15 protein-coding genes are annotated in these 14,248 nt (G+C 68.7%); 8 read left to right on the top strand and 7 right to left on the bottom strand.

Annotated elements, in window-relative coordinates; all coding sequences use genetic code 11:
- Positions 1–252: 252 nt before the first annotated feature.
- Complete coding sequence (locus FNH24_RS05380) at positions 253–693, bottom strand: DoxX family protein (RefSeq protein ID WP_161606007.1); 441 nt, start codon at positions 691–693, stop codon at positions 253–255.
- A 78-nt stretch (positions 694–771) separates the two neighbouring features.
- Between FNH24_RS05380 and FNH24_RS05375 the strand changes: the two genes are divergently transcribed.
- Positions 772–1,602, top strand: a complete 831-nt coding sequence (locus FNH24_RS05375; protein WP_152361108.1) for a phosphotransferase family protein — start codon at positions 772–774, stop codon at positions 1,600–1,602.
- Positions 1,603–1,710: 108 nt separating this feature from the next.
- Entirely contained in the window at positions 1,711–3,318 is a 1,608-nt protein-coding gene (locus FNH24_RS05370) for a carboxylesterase/lipase family protein (RefSeq protein ID WP_152361107.1), read from the top strand.
- Positions 3,319–3,328: 10 nt separating this feature from the next.
- Here the strand turns inward: FNH24_RS05370 and FNH24_RS05365 are convergent, their stop codons facing one another.
- Positions 3,329–3,619, bottom strand: a complete 291-nt coding sequence (locus FNH24_RS05365; RefSeq protein ID WP_152361106.1) for a hypothetical protein — start codon at positions 3,617–3,619, stop codon at positions 3,329–3,331.
- 81 nt (positions 3,620–3,700) lie between these two features.
- Complete coding sequence (locus FNH24_RS05360; RefSeq protein WP_152361105.1) at positions 3,701–4,255, bottom strand: P-loop nucleotide/nucleoside kinase family protein; 555 nt, start codon at positions 4,253–4,255, stop codon at positions 3,701–3,703.
- Between the two features lie 135 nt (positions 4,256–4,390).
- On the opposite strand from FNH24_RS05360, the gene FNH24_RS05355 reads away from it, so the two are divergent.
- On the top strand, positions 4,391–4,861 hold the full coding sequence (locus FNH24_RS05355) for a hypothetical protein (protein ID WP_152361104.1): 471 nt from the start codon (positions 4,391–4,393) through the stop codon (positions 4,859–4,861).
- 17 nt (positions 4,862–4,878) lie between these two features.
- Positions 4,879–5,445: a YbjQ family protein gene (locus tag FNH24_RS05350; RefSeq protein ID WP_152361103.1), complete on the top strand. Its 567-nt coding sequence runs from the start codon at positions 4,879–4,881 to the stop codon at positions 5,443–5,445.
- Between the two features lie 27 nt (positions 5,446–5,472).
- Here FNH24_RS05350 and FNH24_RS05345 read toward each other — a convergent pair whose 3' ends face one another.
- A complete protein-coding gene (locus FNH24_RS05345) occupies positions 5,473–6,159 on the bottom strand; it encodes a ribonuclease FAU-1 family protein (RefSeq protein WP_152361102.1) in 687 nt (228 codons plus the stop codon).
- Complete coding sequence (locus tag FNH24_RS05340; RefSeq protein ID WP_246186756.1) at positions 6,160–6,825, bottom strand: HAD family hydrolase; 666 nt, start codon at positions 6,823–6,825, stop codon at positions 6,160–6,162.
- 427 nt (positions 6,826–7,252) lie between these two features.
- On the opposite strand from FNH24_RS05340, the gene FNH24_RS05335 reads away from it, so the two are divergent.
- On the top strand, positions 7,253–7,462 hold the full coding sequence (locus FNH24_RS05335; RefSeq protein WP_152361101.1) for a hypothetical protein: 210 nt from the start codon (positions 7,253–7,255) through the stop codon (positions 7,460–7,462).
- A gap of 168 nt (positions 7,463–7,630) precedes the next feature.
- Positions 7,631–10,834: a heparinase II/III domain-containing protein gene (locus tag FNH24_RS05330; protein ID WP_152361100.1), complete on the top strand. Its 3,204-nt coding sequence runs from the start codon at positions 7,631–7,633 to the stop codon at positions 10,832–10,834.
- A gap of 96 nt (positions 10,835–10,930) precedes the next feature.
- Here FNH24_RS05330 and FNH24_RS05325 read toward each other — a convergent pair whose 3' ends face one another.
- Together FNH24_RS05325 and FNH24_RS05320 are read right to left on the bottom strand one after the other, a co-directional pair.
- A complete protein-coding gene (locus FNH24_RS05325; protein ID WP_152361099.1) occupies positions 10,931–11,485 on the bottom strand; it encodes a hypothetical protein in 555 nt (184 codons plus the stop codon).
- A gap of 115 nt (positions 11,486–11,600) precedes the next feature.
- Positions 11,601–13,253 carry a helicase HerA-like domain-containing protein gene (locus FNH24_RS05320; protein WP_246186755.1) on the bottom strand — a complete coding sequence of 551 codons (1,653 nt, stop codon included), beginning with the start codon at positions 13,251–13,253 and terminating at the stop codon, positions 11,601–11,603.
- Between the two features lie 111 nt (positions 13,254–13,364).
- Here FNH24_RS05320 and FNH24_RS05315 point away from each other — a divergent pair, with 111 nt between their 5' ends.
- Positions 13,365–13,658 (top strand): type II toxin-antitoxin system VapB family antitoxin, encoded by a 294-nt coding sequence (locus FNH24_RS05315; RefSeq protein ID WP_152361098.1) that lies wholly within the window; start codon positions 13,365–13,367, stop codon positions 13,656–13,658.
- A 49-nt stretch (positions 13,659–13,707) separates the two neighbouring features.
- Positions 13,708–14,247 carry a LytR C-terminal domain-containing protein gene (locus FNH24_RS05310; RefSeq protein WP_161606006.1) on the top strand — a complete coding sequence of 180 codons (540 nt, stop codon included), beginning with the start codon at positions 13,708–13,710 and terminating at the stop codon, positions 14,245–14,247.
- The last annotated feature ends 1 nt before the right edge of the window (position 14,248 follow it).

The following is a 14,248-nucleotide window of genomic DNA, read 5'->3' as shown; positions in this document are numbered from 1 at the left end:
GGAGGGCAGCGGTGTAGGACTCACCGGTCCGTGCCGCACGGGCCCGTATCCGCTTCTTGAAACGCCTGTTGGCTGTCATCCGGACTCCCGCGCCTCGCCGATTCCCCAGCAACGCGCACGAGACGCATGGTCGATTGACAGCGACCTGAGACCGGGTCCCTTTGCCTCCGCGAGGGTCCGCGCTGGGGTCGGGCCATGGAGGTGCGGCGTTGGCCACGCCGGAGCCCTTACCTTAGAACGCCGCACCGACAGTCAGTCGCCGCGGCGCGCCGGCCGACGCTCTCGTACGGCAGCGATCAGCGCGATCGTGCTGCGCCGCCGGCCCCAGGCGACGATCGCCGAGATGATCAACAACGCCACGGCCATAGCGACACTTCCGCCGGTGCCGAGCTGCACCGCGATGGCTCCGATCGTCAGCGCGACGAAGGCGGTCGCGGCCGGGCCGGTCAGTCGCGGAATGAACAGGGCAACGGATCCGAGCAGTTCGAGGCCGGCCAGCAGGTAGCGCAGCGGCGGGCCCCAGCCGAGGGAGTCGAAGGTCGCGACGGACACCGGGTCCCCGGTGAGCTTGCCCAGCGCCGCCAGCAGAAATCCCAGTGCGGCGATCACCTGGAGGATCCAGAGGACGACGTTGCCGGCCCGCCGCCGGGCGGACGAGTCGTTCTTCGATGGGCTATACGACGTATAGTTCATTCTGCTACTGTACATCGTATATTCGCCGACCACTGAAAATGGGTCTCGACGGGAGGCCGCGTCCCGTACGCTCCTGCCGTGCTGACCACCGCCCGCCTCGGCTCACTGGCTCCGGGTCAGTTGCAGCAGGCGCGGGATCGGTTCGACCTCGGCCGGCTCGTTCGGGCCGAGCCGGCGACGACCGGAAACTTCGGCCAGAACGCCTTCCTGGACACCGATCGGGGCCGCTATGTGTTGCGCGGCAACCCGCTGCTGCCCGGCCAGTTCGCCAAGGAGGCTTACTTCGCCCGGGTGTTTCATGATCACTGCCAGCTGCCGGCGCCCTGGCCGTACTGCTACGAGCCGTCGACCGAGCTGTTCGGCTGGCCGTACGTGATCATGGGGCGACTGGATGGGCGCCAGGTCGCCGACGAGCAGGTCTACGCCGCGCTCACCGCGACCGAACGGGCGGAGCTCGCGCACGCCCTCGGCCAGGCAACGACCATGATCAGCGCGGTCCACGGCGAGACAGCCGGTCGCTGGGAACCCGAGACCGGTGCCGTCGTTCCCTTTCAACCGAGCTGGGCCGACTGGGTCCGGGACACCACGCTGGAGGTCCTGGGCCGCGCCCGCGCCATCAGCACCGAGGACCGGGCCTGGGTGGTCGGCGTGCTCGACGCCACCGCCGACACTCTGGCCCGGCCGTTCGAACCGGCGTTGCTGCACGGCGACTACAGCCGGCAGAACGTGACCGCAGCCCCGATCGACGGGCGCAGGGCACTGTTGGTGGTCGGACCAGATCCCGTTCCGCGACTGGCTCGGCCGGTATCTCGACGCGGTGCCGGCGTGGTGATCATGAGCGCGGCGAATCCCGACCGACAATTCGCCGACCTGGTCGTCGCTTCGAAGCTGCTCGACGACGCAACCTGAGGACAAGACCCGCTCCTCGACTCCGTGGGTTTGATGATCATTGTCACTGTTCGGGCCGGTTCCGGCTGCGTAGCGTGGCTGTCAGGAATCGAGACTCAGGGGGACGCCATGTTGATCAAGACCGTTGCCCAACCAGGCCTGACCGGACGGGCACGCGAGCTGCTGCTGGCGATCACCTCCGCCGCCCTGGCCGCGATTCTCGTCGTGTTGCCGGCGCCGGCGGCCGAAGCCCAGGGCCAAGGTCTGGTCCGCGTGGACACCGGGTGGTTGCGCGGCGAGGTCGGCGAAGATCACGTACGGTTCACCAAGATCCCGTACGCGTCCCCGCCGATCGGCGAGCGTCGCTGGCGGCGACCGGCTCCGCCCGCCGCCTGGTCAGGCGTACGCGACGCGACCGTACCTGCCGATCCTTGTCCCCAACCGGCCAACGACGGGACCGAGCTGATCATCGGCCTCGAGGACTGCCTCACCCTGGATGTCGTCCGCCCCCGCACCGACCGTCGGGGTCGACTGCCGGTCGTCGTCTGGTTGCACGGCGGTGAGCTGACCTCCGGCGCGGCCGCCGAATACGACGGCGCCCGGCTCGCTGTCCATGGGGACGTCGTCGTGGTCACGATCAACTACCGACTCGGAGCGCTCGGCTTCCTGGCCAATCCCGTGCTCGACGCCGAGGGCACGGTGTCCGGCAACTACGGCCTGCTCGACCAGGCCGAGGCGCTGCGCTGGGTGCGCCGCAACATCGACCGCTTCGGTGGCGACCCGGGCAAGATCACGCTGGCCGGCCAGTCCTCCGGCGCGCGCAGCGTCTGCACCCAGCTCGCCTCGCCCGGCTCCCGCGGGCTGTTCCATCGCGCGATCACTCAGAGCGGCGCCTGCAGCACCGAGGTGATGACCAAGATCACCGCCGACGCCAAGGGCGACCGGGCGATCGAGGAGGTCGGCTGCGCCGACGCCGGCAGCCACCGCGACGTCACGGCCTGCCTGCGCAGGGTGCCGCTGGCTGACCTCCTCCGCACCCTCCGCGGCGTCGGCCATCCGCTCGGTGATCGCCGCGATGCCGCCTGGGGACCGGTGGCGGGCACGCCGTACCTGCCCTGGCAGCCAGCCACCGCATTGCATTACGGCCTCACCGCCGACGTCCCGCTGCTCGTCGGCAGCACCCGCCACGAGGCGCGCGGCGTGGTGCTCAACGCGCTGCCGGACCTGACCGAAGACCGGTACGCGCTGCTGCTCCGCACCCTGCTCGGTGCCGACTCCGACGCCGTCCTGGCGGAGTATCCGGCCAACGAGTTCGACAGCCCGGCGCTCGCGCTGGCCACCGTCCTCACCGACCGGAACTACGCCTGCCCCGCGCTGACCACGGCTCAGTCGGCACGACGGCACGGTCCGGTCTACGCCTACGAGTTCCGCGAGGAGGCCGGGCCGATCGACGGGACCCTCTATGGCGCCTACCACAGTTGGGATCTGCCGTTCCTGTTCGACGTCTCGATCCGGAACAGCCAGTTCCCGCCGCTGACCGCGCAGCAGCAGCGACTCAGCCGGACCATGATCGACTACTGGTCGTCCTTCGCCCACACCGGCAAGCCGAATCGACCCGGACTCCCCGCATGGCCGGCGTTCAACACCGGCGGCACTGTGCTCGGGCTGTCAGCCGACCGGATCCGGCCGACGAGCTACGCCGCAGAGCACCGCTGCCAGTTCTGGGCCGCGTTGTGAGGTGGCCTGATCACCGGGCGGGATCGAGCATCTCGTCCGGAAGGGCGGGCACCAGGTCGTTGTCCCACGGGATCTCGACGTAGCGGTCGAACAGATAGCTCTGCCGCATTTCCTGGAGTGCCAGGACTGCGTCGGCCGGCGTGTCGGCGACCGTTCTGGTCACCCAGCCCCGGCGACCCCTTCCGCCGACCTGGAAGGCGATCCGGCCGACCACGAACATCAAGATCGTCTTCCGCCCGAACACGCCGCGACGCTCAAGCAGGCACTCCCACTCGGTCGGGATCGTCACGGGTTCGCTCATGGGCCGACGGTACGCGGACAAGGCCGGGTCCGCGGCGGGTTCAGGGAAGTTCGCCCAGGATGCCGGTCAGTTTGGCCGCGACTACCCGGCACGATTGACCGATATCTTGAGCTTGCTCAGCAAAGCTTCCACCAGGGCGCCGACCGGCCCTTCGGTGATCACGGTCAGGGTCTCGGCCGGCAGGAACGGGAACAGCTCGCGGCCGTCGCCGTCGGAGTCCGGCCGGGTCGTGGTCGGCCGGCCGGCATGGCCGAACTGCGAGATGCGGCTGACCCGGTCACGGGTGCGCCGGTCCCGGGTCTCGCGATCGGCGGCGCAGAAGACGACCCGGAGTGCGCCGTCGGCGTCAGCGGCAATGGCCCCGCACACCTCGATCACCCGCGGATAGAAGGTCGGCCAGTCCAGGATGATCGACAGCCGCTGCGTGACCACAAGATCACGGGCAAGATCGAACAGCACCTCATACGACGCCTGCCCGGCCAGCGACTCCTCGGCGCCGAGCTGCAACAGAGTCGTCTTCACCGTGTCCTTGTCGAGCACCGGCCAGCCCAGCGCCCGACCCAGTGAGCCGGCGAGCGTGCTCTTGCCGGCACCGGGCAGGCCGGCCATCAGGAGCAGGGTCGGCGTCGCGTTCATCGGCCCATTGTCCGACGCCGGGGCACCTCGCTCACTCCCCGATCGATTGGCTGGACCCGATCTCCCCTCCGCGCCGAGTGAACTTCCCCCGCGCGGGTGACCCGCGCCGCCGGCCTCCGGCCCAGGCTTGAACCCATGACCACAACCTCCACCGCCGATCGCGGTCTCGACCACCGGGCCGGCCCGACCGTGCCGCTTGCCACCATCGCCGGCCGCGTCGGCCGCGTCGGCGCGATCTTCGTCGTCATCCTCGGGGTGGTGCACGCCATCGTGAACACCATGGGCTTCGCCCAGCTCGGGTACGGTCCGTGGGCCGACTATCTGATCTTCGGCCTCGGCATCTCGGTGATCGGATTCCTGCTCGCGTACGGCGCCTGGCGGATCGCCGGCAGCAGCCGGCCGCGCTGGGTCACGCTCGTCCTGGTCGGGCTGGGCGGGCTGCTGCTGATGCTCCAGCTGGTCGGCATCGCGATCACCGATCCGGCGCTGCTGCTGCGCCCGCTCGGCCCCGGCCTGTGGTCGCTGGTCTGCGGACCGGCACTGATCATCGAGGTCGTCGCGCTGATCGTGCGCTGGGTCGGCGGCCGGTCGCGATCGAGCCGCTGACCTGATGGAATGGCCGCATGATCATCGTCACGACGGATGAGGTCGCCGGCTACCAGATCGTCGAGGTGCTCGGCGAAACGATGGGGGCGATCGCGTACAGCAGTTACGGGCTCGGCGCCGGCGGAATGTACGGCTCCGCCACCCCCGCCACCATCTCCGACATCGTCCACGGGTGTCGCAACGAGGCCATGAACCGGCTCTGGACCGAAGCCTCCAGCCGCGGGGCGAACGCGGTCGTCGGCATGCGCTACGACCTCAGCCAGCTCGCCGAGTATCTGCTCGAAGCCTGCGCCTACGGGACTGCTGTCGTGTTGCGGCCGCTCGGGGAAGGCGAGGCGGGAGCCACTCCGCAATCGATCCGCCAGGCGATCGAGACCAACGGACAGCCCGCGTCGCCGAGCCAGCCGCCGCCGTCCGATCGGCGACCGCCCGCCAATCTGGTCCAGGGCACCCTGCCGCCGCATCAGCAGGCCGGTCATCAGGCACCACGGCCGCCACATCCGCAAGCGCCGCTGACCCAGCCGGGTCCCCAAGGTCAGCCGCCGGGCACCTGGCAGCAGCCGCCCTCCCCCGGGTTCCGCTAGCCGGGTACCGTCCGGGCCGGGCCATGCTCAGGGGATCGGCGCGACCGGGTAACTTCGCCGCCAGCGCTCGCCGTCCGGCGCGTAGTCCGGCGGCAGGACCGCGGCCGCCTCGGGTTCCGGCCGCAGCTCCAGCAGCGCGGGATCGAAGGCTCCGGTCCCGCGATCCCGCTCGGCCAGGACGAGCTCGGCCTCGCGCTCCAGGATCGGCCGCAGCTCGGGCGCGAACAGCCCGTCAGCGAGGGCGCGGTCGAACTCCCCGTCGTCTTTCCAGTCCCAGCGACCGTCTGCGTACACGAACAGGTCCAGCACCAGATCCTTGCCCCAGATCCCGTCCTCCGTGGCGACCGGCGGCAGCTCGAAGTTGACGTACCAGCCGAGGAACTCGTGATCTCGGGCCGGATCCCAGGCCAGATTGATCCGGGACCACCGGCCGGGATGGAAGTAATAGACCTTGTCCAGCCAGTCCTCGGCCTCCAGCGGACGTGCCACCCCGGTCAGTAGCGCCTCGTGCTTGCGCTGGTCCCGGGTCATTCCCTCCGCCTCGGGCAATCCACGGTTGGTCATGAACACAGAGCGCGCGCAGGCCGGCATCCAGGTGATCAACATCTCCGGTCGGCTGTCCACGACCCGCTGAGGCAGAGCGCTCCACAGCCGGCCCTTCCACCGCTCCTCGATCACGATGTCCGAGCCAGGCGCAAAGACGGGAAGCGTCACTCAGCCAACCTTTCGTAGGGCGTCACGCAGGGTCAGCTCCGCCGCTGAGCCCAGGACCAGCTCGGCTGTGGCGCACCGGGTCGGATCGACGTGTGGGTTGGGAATCGCTATCGCCCGCAGCCCGGCCCGGTGGGCCGCCTCGACCCCGTGCGGCGTGTCCTCGACCGCGACGCCATGGCCGGGCAGGATTCCCAACCGGGTCAGTGCGAGCCGATAGACATCGGGGGCGGGCTTGTGATCATCGACCTCGTTCCCGGCGGCTACGACCTCGAAGGCGTCACCGACTCCGGCCCGAGCGAGATGTCCCGTGACCCAGTCCAACGGTGAGGACGAGGCCACGGCGAGGTGCAGCCCGAGTTCGGCCGCTTCGCTCAGCCAGGCACCGATCCCGGCCGAGAGCCCGAGCGTGCGGTGCAGGTCGTCGCGGTACGTCTCCCGGCGCCGATGACTGAGCTCTCGGTCGAAGCTCGGTCCGACCGCGCCCGCCAGACTGGCGTACCGCTGATCGCTGACGTCACCGCCGTGCGGCGCGAAGAAGGTGGCCCGGTCGAGCTCGAGCCCCCACTGGCTCCACTCGTACTCCCAGGACAGCAGCGAGGTCGACTCGGTGTCCATCAGCAGCCCGTCGAAATCGAAGATCACCGCCGTCACCGGTTCGCCTACCACCGGCTCATTGAACCACGATCATGATCATCACCGATGGCCCGGTGGGGGCCTTCGAAAACCCGGCCCGATAAATCGATTGCGTCGGATCTCCGCCGCTCCGTATGGTTGGCGACGCCTCGAAGAGGCCCCGGACGACACGAGAGGAGGTGCCAGATCATGATCAAGAACTACGAGACGATCCCCGTCGCCGTCGCGGTGACCGCTGGCACCTCGGCCTCCGTGTTCGTCGGCTGACGCCACTCATCGCTGCCCCGGCCTGATTTCGGCCGGTCGGTTCGGCGCACGCCCTTTCCACACTGCCCGACCGTCACTGACGCCTGCCTGGCGTCACGTGACTCCACTTTGTCCACGTCTCGACGTCACATGACTTGTATATGACGTCATCTTGGTGCCATACTGATGTCACCACCTACCAAGGAGACCCACCATGTCGTTCCACCTCGCCGACCTCGACGGCCAACTCGGACATCAGTCGATGATGGATCCGCAGCTGAACTACTCGACGATGCGGCTGAGCTACCTCGCAGCCAAGAAGTTCGAGCTCAACCGAGCACTGGCCGAGCGCCGCCAGGAGCGCCGGGCGGCGAAGGCCCGCTCCGCCCGCGGTCGGCGCCTGCCGGTCGCTCGTACGGCATGACAACCGTCGGCCCAGCTTCAAACCCCTCCCCCCAATCTCCCCGGTCCACCCAGGACCGGGGAGGTTGCTTTTCAGCCCGGCCAGCGAGCAGTTAGTGACAGACCTATTGCGCTATTAGGGGCGTGCGCTTAATTTCAGGGAACCACGGACCTCGCCCAAGGACGCGCCATGCCGACTGATTCCCGCCCGCTTCCCATCGCCCGCCGCCGCCTGCTCCAGGCCGGCGCCGGCCTCTCCCTCGCCGCACCGCTGGCCGGTTGGCCCGCCCTCCGCGCCGCCGCGGACCCGACGGCGCCGAGCAAGACCCGCTCGACGTACTACACCGCGGAGCGGGTGGCCAACGCCCGGGCCAACATCGACCGGTACGGCTGGGCCCGCCAGCAGCGCGACGCCGCGGTGACCGCGGCCGCCGAGTTCACCGCCCACAGCGACGCGAAGTTGTGGGACCTCGTCACCCCGCAGAGCGTGTCCCGCAGCCTCGGCGTGCTGATCCGCTACCGCCAGCGGATCAAGGGCAGCCCCGGCCCGGAGGGCGCCGAGATCAACAAGTTCGGCAACTACCCCTGGCGGATCGATGCCATCGGTGACCCGTGGAAGCTGAAGAGCCCGGTCACCGGCGAGCGCTACCCGAGCAACGACTTCGCCTCCTTCTATGCGGCCGGCCTCAACGAGCACGGCATCTTCGACGTCGAACTGGCCCGCGAGCGCGGCTCGCAGTTCTTGATCAACGAGCTCTACCCGGAACGCGGCGAGGGCTGGGGCGTCGACGACGGCAGCGGCTGGACCGACCCGGACGGCGACACTTGGACCTTCGTCGCGTACTACCACCACTGGGCGCTCTGGACCACCGGCGGCGGGCAGGCCTTCCACGGCTACCTGATCCGGGCGTTGAACGCGCTGCGCGATGCGTACCTCTTCACCGGACAGGCCGAGTACGCGCACAAGGGGCTGATCCTGCTGGATCGGATGGCCGACGTCTGGCCGGACATGGACGTCACCGCCTATCCGTGGGAGGGCGGCTTCGACAACGGCGATCCGGCGATCCACACCGCGCAGGGCAAGGTGGTCAACGACATCTGGGAGACCGGGATCGCACGGGTGCTACTGCAGGCCTACGACGCCTTCTACCCGGCGATCGAGACCGACCCGGCGGCGCTGGAGTTCATCCAGGCCCAGGCCGAGAAGTACAAGATCACGACCCCGAAGACGACGCCGGCCGAGCTGCGCGCGCACTTCGAAGATCACATCGTCCGGCTGGTCTACCCGGCCGTGCAGGGATCGCAGATCCGCGGCAACACCGGCATGCACCAGAGCGTGCTGGCGCTGGCGGCGGTGATCATGGACGAGGAGGGCACCAGCAAGGAGTGGCTGGACTACGTCTGGCAACCGGGGGACCTGGTCAAGATCACCGATCCGGCGGCGCCGTACGGCCGGCGCTACGAGGTGACCGGCGGCAACATGGCCCGGGTGCTGATAGACCAGATCGACCGGGACGGTTGGGGCAACGAGGCCGCGCCGGGCTACAACTCCGGTTGGCTCGGCAACTTCCTGCAACTCGCCGACGCCGTCGACGGCTTTCAGCGCTATCCGGACTACGACCTGTTCGAGCATCCCAAGTTCCTCAAGATGTTCACCGCGATCTACCCGATCGCGATGTTGTCCCGCTACACCCCGTCGATCGGTGACAGCGGCAACACCGGGGGCCCCGGCATCGTCGGCGCGCTGGCCACCGACCTGCTCGGCTTCGGCAGGACCAAGGATCCGGGCCTCGCCCAGCTGGTCCATCTGCGCAACGGCAACACCACCACCAACCTGCGCGGCAACATCTTCGAGGCCGAGCCGGAGGCCGTGGTGGCCGAGATCCAGGCCATCGTGGACGACCGCGGCCGGTTCAACCCGGGGACCGTGCACCAGCCGGGCTACGGCTTCGCCGCGCTGCGCGAGGGCTCCGGCGCGGCCGCCCGCGGCGCCTGGCTCTACTACGGTCGCAGCAGCGGCCACGGACACCGGGACACGCTCAATCTCGGGCTGCATGCCGCCGGCATGGACCTCACGCCGGACCTCGGCTACCCCGAGGTGACCGGCCTCGATCCGGAGCGGCAGAACTGGACCATGGCCACGGTCAGCCACAACACCGTGGTGGTGGACGAGTCCTCCCAAGCGGCCGCGTGGGTGGCGGTGCCGCGGCTGATCGCGGGCTCCGATCGGGTGCAGCTGATCGAAGTCGACGCACCGAAGGCGTACGCCCGGACCGAGCTCTACCGACGCACCACGACCATGATCACCATCGATGACCAGCGGTCCTACCTGATCGACTTCTTCCGGGTCGACGGCGGTGATGATCATGTCTTCAGCTTCCATGGCGCCAAGGGCACGGTGACCACCAACGGGCTCGAACTCGTCGATCAGACCAGCGGATCGTATGCCGGGCCGGAGGTGCCGTTCCAGGACCCGAAATACAACCAGAACGGGAAGTTGGGCGGCTTCAACTACCTCAATGCAGTGCAGCGGGACGCGTCGCCGGCGAGCCCGTACCGGATCGACTGGAAGATCGCCGACAACTGGAACGTCCATGATCAGGACCCGGACGCGCACCTGCGACTGACCATGCTGTCACCGGTCGACGACGTTGCCCTGGCCGACGGCGTCCCGCCGCGAAACAAGCCGGGCAACCCGGACAAGCTGCGTTACCTGCTGGCCCACCGGCACGGCAGTGACCTGAAGAGCAACTTCGTCTCGGTGATCGAGCCGACGGTCGGTGCCAGCATGATCACCGCGAGCGCCCTGGTCCCGGTCAGGACCGAGGACGGCGACGAAGTCGATCACTTCGAGGTCGCCGCGGTCAAGATCGATTTCGCCGACGGCCGGACCGACTATGTGGTCAGCGCGATCTCCGATGCCAAGGGTTACGTGATCGACGGGTCGCTGCAGTTCCGGGGCCGGTTCGGGGTCTGCACGCTGCGCGCCGGCGAGCCCGAACACCGGTTCCTGCACGACTGCCGCCGGTTCGGCCCGAACGCCTCGGCCGGCCCGCGGGCCTATTCCAAGCTGGAGGGCAAGGTCGTCGACTTCACTCGTGAACTGACGATGGAGAACACGATCACCGTCGATGTCAGCGGCGGCAAGCACGGCCCGCGCTTCGACCCGAAGACCTTGATCGGCAGCTATCTGCACGTCCAGACCGACAACGTCCGCAACGGCACCTACAAGATCACCGGCGCGACCATGGAGAGCATCAACCGCTTCGTCCTCGAGATCGGCGACCAGACCCTGATCCGCAGCCTGCTCGACCCCGACGACGCCAACGGCGGCTACACCTACGACCTAACCCCCAACACCCCCTTCACCCTCCCCCTCACCGAAACCCGCTGACCCGGCACTAATGCACGCGGTTTTGCGGCGTGTCGGAGCACAAGTGACGTCTCGGCAGGACCGGCGGCGCGGGAAGGACTCCCGAAAGTCGGACTGTCATGGGCGAGAAGGAGACGATCGGCCCAAGATCAACACGGCGATGACCGCTGCCGGCGGATCAGCACCGAGCCGGTACGAGGTGAGCCGGTCGGTGTGTCCGTCGGCGTACGTCACCGGCACGGACACCAGCCGGTCGAGGTCGTACAGCGTGATCAGATCGATCCGCATCGGCGGGGCACCGCGGTCGACCGGCGGCCCGACCCGGAAGTCGGACAACATCCGGCCACAGACGGATTGATCATGCCGGAGCGCCTGCAACCCGGTGTCCGTGACAACGGCCGGCTCGACGTGCAACTCCACCCCCAGGGCGTCATAGCCCGCGGTGAACGGCAGCAGCCGTTCACGATCGTGCCGATCGGTGCCGGTCCGGATGATCACGTCCGCCAACTCGCTCGCTGACCAACCGGGATGATCCACCAGGGACAGCCCGCGGACCCCGATCCGAGCAACGCGGGGTGCGTCGGCCCGGGCGATCATCGCGCACCGCTGGTCGAGTTTCGGACCGATAGCCGCATGCTCCCCCGGCGGTGCCGCATCGTCGACCGTCGGCACGGCGATCCTCACCACCGAACCAGACACTCCAGACCCCCTCAACCCCCTCGCCGAGACGTCACTTGTGCACCGACACGCCGCAGAATCGCGTGCATAAGTGACGTCTCGGCGGGGGTTAGCGGCGGCGGCGGGCGGTGCCGAAGAGGCCGCGGATGATCTCGCGGCCGGCGGTGTTGACCAGCTGCTTGAACATCGTGTTGGAGGTGACCTGTTCGATCAGGCTCTTCTCCTTGCGGCCGCGGGGCTCCGGGGCCGGCTCGGGCGGCGGTGGTACGGCGACGTCGGGGCCCGGCTCCTGAGCGGCCGCGGCGGCTCCGGCATCGAGCTTCTTGGCCAGCAGTTCGCGGGCCGACTCGCGGTCGACGGCCTCGCCGTACTTGGCCTTCAGCGGCGAGCCGTCGACGGTCTGGGTCAGCCGCTCGGCCGGCATCGGGGCCATCAGCGACTGCGGCGCCCGCATCCGGGTCCAGGCGACCGGGGTCGGCGCACCGTCCGGGTCCATCACGGTGACGATCGCCTCGCCGATGCCGAGGTGCTGCAGTGCTTCGGCCAGCTCGTAGTGCGACTTCGGGAAGGTCGAGACGGTCGCCTTCAGCGCCTTGGCGTCGTTGGGCGTGTGGGCGCGGAGCTGGTGCTGCACCCGGGAGCCGAGCTGGGCCAGCACGTCGTCCGGCACGTCCTTCGGCGTCTGGGTGACGAAGAAGACACCGACACCCTTCGACCGGATCAGCCGCACGGTCTGCGCGATCGAGTCCAGGAACGCCTTCGAGGCGTCGTTGAAGAGCAGGTGCGCCTCGTCGAAGAAGAAGACCAGCTTCGGCTTGTCCACGTCGCCGACCTCGGGCAGATCATGGAACAGGTCGGCCAGCAGCCACATCAGGAACGTGGAGAAGAGGGCCGGCCGGTCCTGCAGGTTCGGCAGCTCGAGCAAGGACACGACGCCCTGCCCGTCCGGCGTCGTCCGCAACAGGTCGGCGCTGTCGAACTCCGGCTCGCCGAAGAACGCCTCGGCGCCCTGGTCGGAGAAGGTGATCAAGGACCGCAGGATCACCCCGGCGGTCGCGGCGGACAGGCCACCGATCGCCTTCAGCTCCTCCTTGCCCTCGTCGCTGGTCAGGTGCTGCAGCACCGCGCGCAGGTCGGACAGGTCGAGCAGCGGCAGCCCGGCCTTGTCGGCGTAGTGGAAGACCAGGCCGAGCGAGGACTCCTGGACGTCGTTCAACCCGAGCACCTTGGACAGCAGGACCGGGCCGAACGAACTCATCGTGGCCCGGATCGGCACCCCGGTGCCCTGCCCGCCGAGCGCATAGAACTCGGTCGGGCACGCCTTCGCCTGCCAGTCCTGGCCGATCCCCTTGGTCCGGGCCAGCAGCTTGTCGCTGCCCTCGCCCTCGGCGCCGATCCCGGACAGGTCGCCCTTGATGTCGGCGGCGAACACCGGCACGCCGGCCGCGCTCAGCTGCTCGGCCAGCAGTTGCAGCGTCTTGGTCTTGCCGGTGCCGGTCGCGCCGGCGACCAGGCCGTGCCGGTTCATCATCTCCAGCGGCAGCCGGACGACCGCGGCGGGCAACGGCTGATCAGCTTCGACCACGACGCCCAGCTCGATCGACGCCCCTTCGAAGGCGTACCCCTCGGCGATCTTGGCGACCGCCTCCGGCAGCTCGGCCGGAGCCCCTTCGGTCGGCGCGGCTTCGATCGTTTCCGGCGCGGATTCGGTGGTGGAGTCGGTGCCGGATTCGGCCGGCTCGGCATGCTCGGTCATGGGCATCAGAGTTCCATATCCGCCCGTCGAGACGGTAGTACCTCACCGAGGAAGGGCCGCCTAAACCGTTACGCGGCCGTGTTCGGCCCCTGCCACCTTTGTGAATAGAGTGTCACAGTGATTTTCAAGCGTGTCGGTGACGTACGTCCTTACCCGGACCACGGGTACGCCCAGAAGCAGTGGGCGGCGATCGCTCCGCACCAGGTTCGCTTGGATCAGCTCGTCACGACGAAACGGACTCTCGATCTGGAAGCACTGCTGGAAGAGGATTCCACCTTCTACGGTGACCTGTTCGCCCATGTCGTGGCCTGGCGCGGTGAGCTCTATCTGGAGGACGGATTGCACCGTGCCCTCCGGGCGGCGCTGCAACAGCGGCAGACCATGCATGCTCGCGTACTCGATCTGAAGTAAGGTCAGCGGCGGGCTGCGGAGCCCAGGGGAAAGTGAAGGAGTGGTTCGGTTGATCGGCCGAGTTTGGCGCATCGTGCGGACGCCGCTGACGCTCCTCGTACTGCTGGGGATCCTCTGCTACGGCGCCTGGTGGGGCTACACCAACGTGCTCCGGCCGGTGCCGCCGCTGCCCCCCACGCCGTGTGTCTCGGTGCCGATCAAGAAGGGCTCGCTGACCGCCAGCCAGGTCAGCGTCAGCATCTACAACGGCGGCAGCAAGCGCGGCCTGGCCCGCGACGTCGGGATCCGGATGCGGGACCGCGGCTTCAAGATCCAGCGCGAATCCAACACGGCGGAGAAGATCAACGCGACCGTGATCGTCGGCCAGGGTGCGAAGAATCCCGAGGTGCTGCTGGTGAAGCAGCTCTTCCCCGGTTCGACCGTGCGGGTCGAGCCCGGCCGGGTCGATCACAGCGTCGACATCCTGGTCGGCAACAACTGGAACTGGGACAAGCACTTCGCCGACAAGGCCAAGACGACGCTCCCGGTGAAGGCCAAGGCGGTCTGCCTGCCGTCGATCAAGGCGTCCGACCCCGCCCCGGAGGGCTGAG

The organism is Microlunatus speluncae (genome assembly GCF_009299835.1).
In the GTDB taxonomy this organism is placed as follows: Bacteria; Actinomycetota; Actinomycetes; order Propionibacteriales; family Propionibacteriaceae; genus Microlunatus; species Microlunatus speluncae.
This window is presented reverse-complemented; position numbering and strand designations above follow the sequence as displayed.